This window comes from Aquitalea palustris, from assembly GCF_003693445.1.
Classification (GTDB): domain Bacteria; phylum Pseudomonadota; class Gammaproteobacteria; order Burkholderiales; family Chromobacteriaceae; genus Aquitalea; species Aquitalea palustris.
This window is the reverse complement of the sequence record NZ_RFAR01000171.1, coordinates 1-283: the sequence shown is the minus strand read 5'-3', so window position 1 is coordinate 283 and position 283 is coordinate 1. Positions and strand designations below refer to the sequence as shown.

The following is a 283-nucleotide window of genomic DNA, read 5'->3' as shown; positions in this document are numbered from 1 at the left end:
ATCGTGCGGCTGTTGCACGAAGAGGGTTATGCCTGGCGTTTCGAGCATATTGATGGCGCGCATCCGCAGGTCAAGCTGGTGGTGTTTGACGATGCCTACAGCCTGCCGCCGGCAGTCAGTGAGCGGGTGCGCTTTCACCGTAGCGATGCCACAGAGGAAGAAGACGGCCTGACGGATTGGTCGGCGGCCCGGCAGGTGGTATCGGGCAATGTGGCGCTGGCCAGCTTCGACTACCAGCCGGTGAGCACCCAGCACACCGGCGATCAGACCCGCATTCAGCAAG

Annotated in this window: 1 protein-coding gene; it reads left to right on the top strand. The window is 62.5% G+C overall.

Annotated features, from left to right (window positions below; all coding sequences use genetic code 11):
• The coding region (locus tag EAY64_RS20210) for a contractile injection system protein, VgrG/Pvc8 family (RefSeq protein ID WP_255424562.1) at nt 1–283 on the top strand (283 nt) is incomplete at both ends.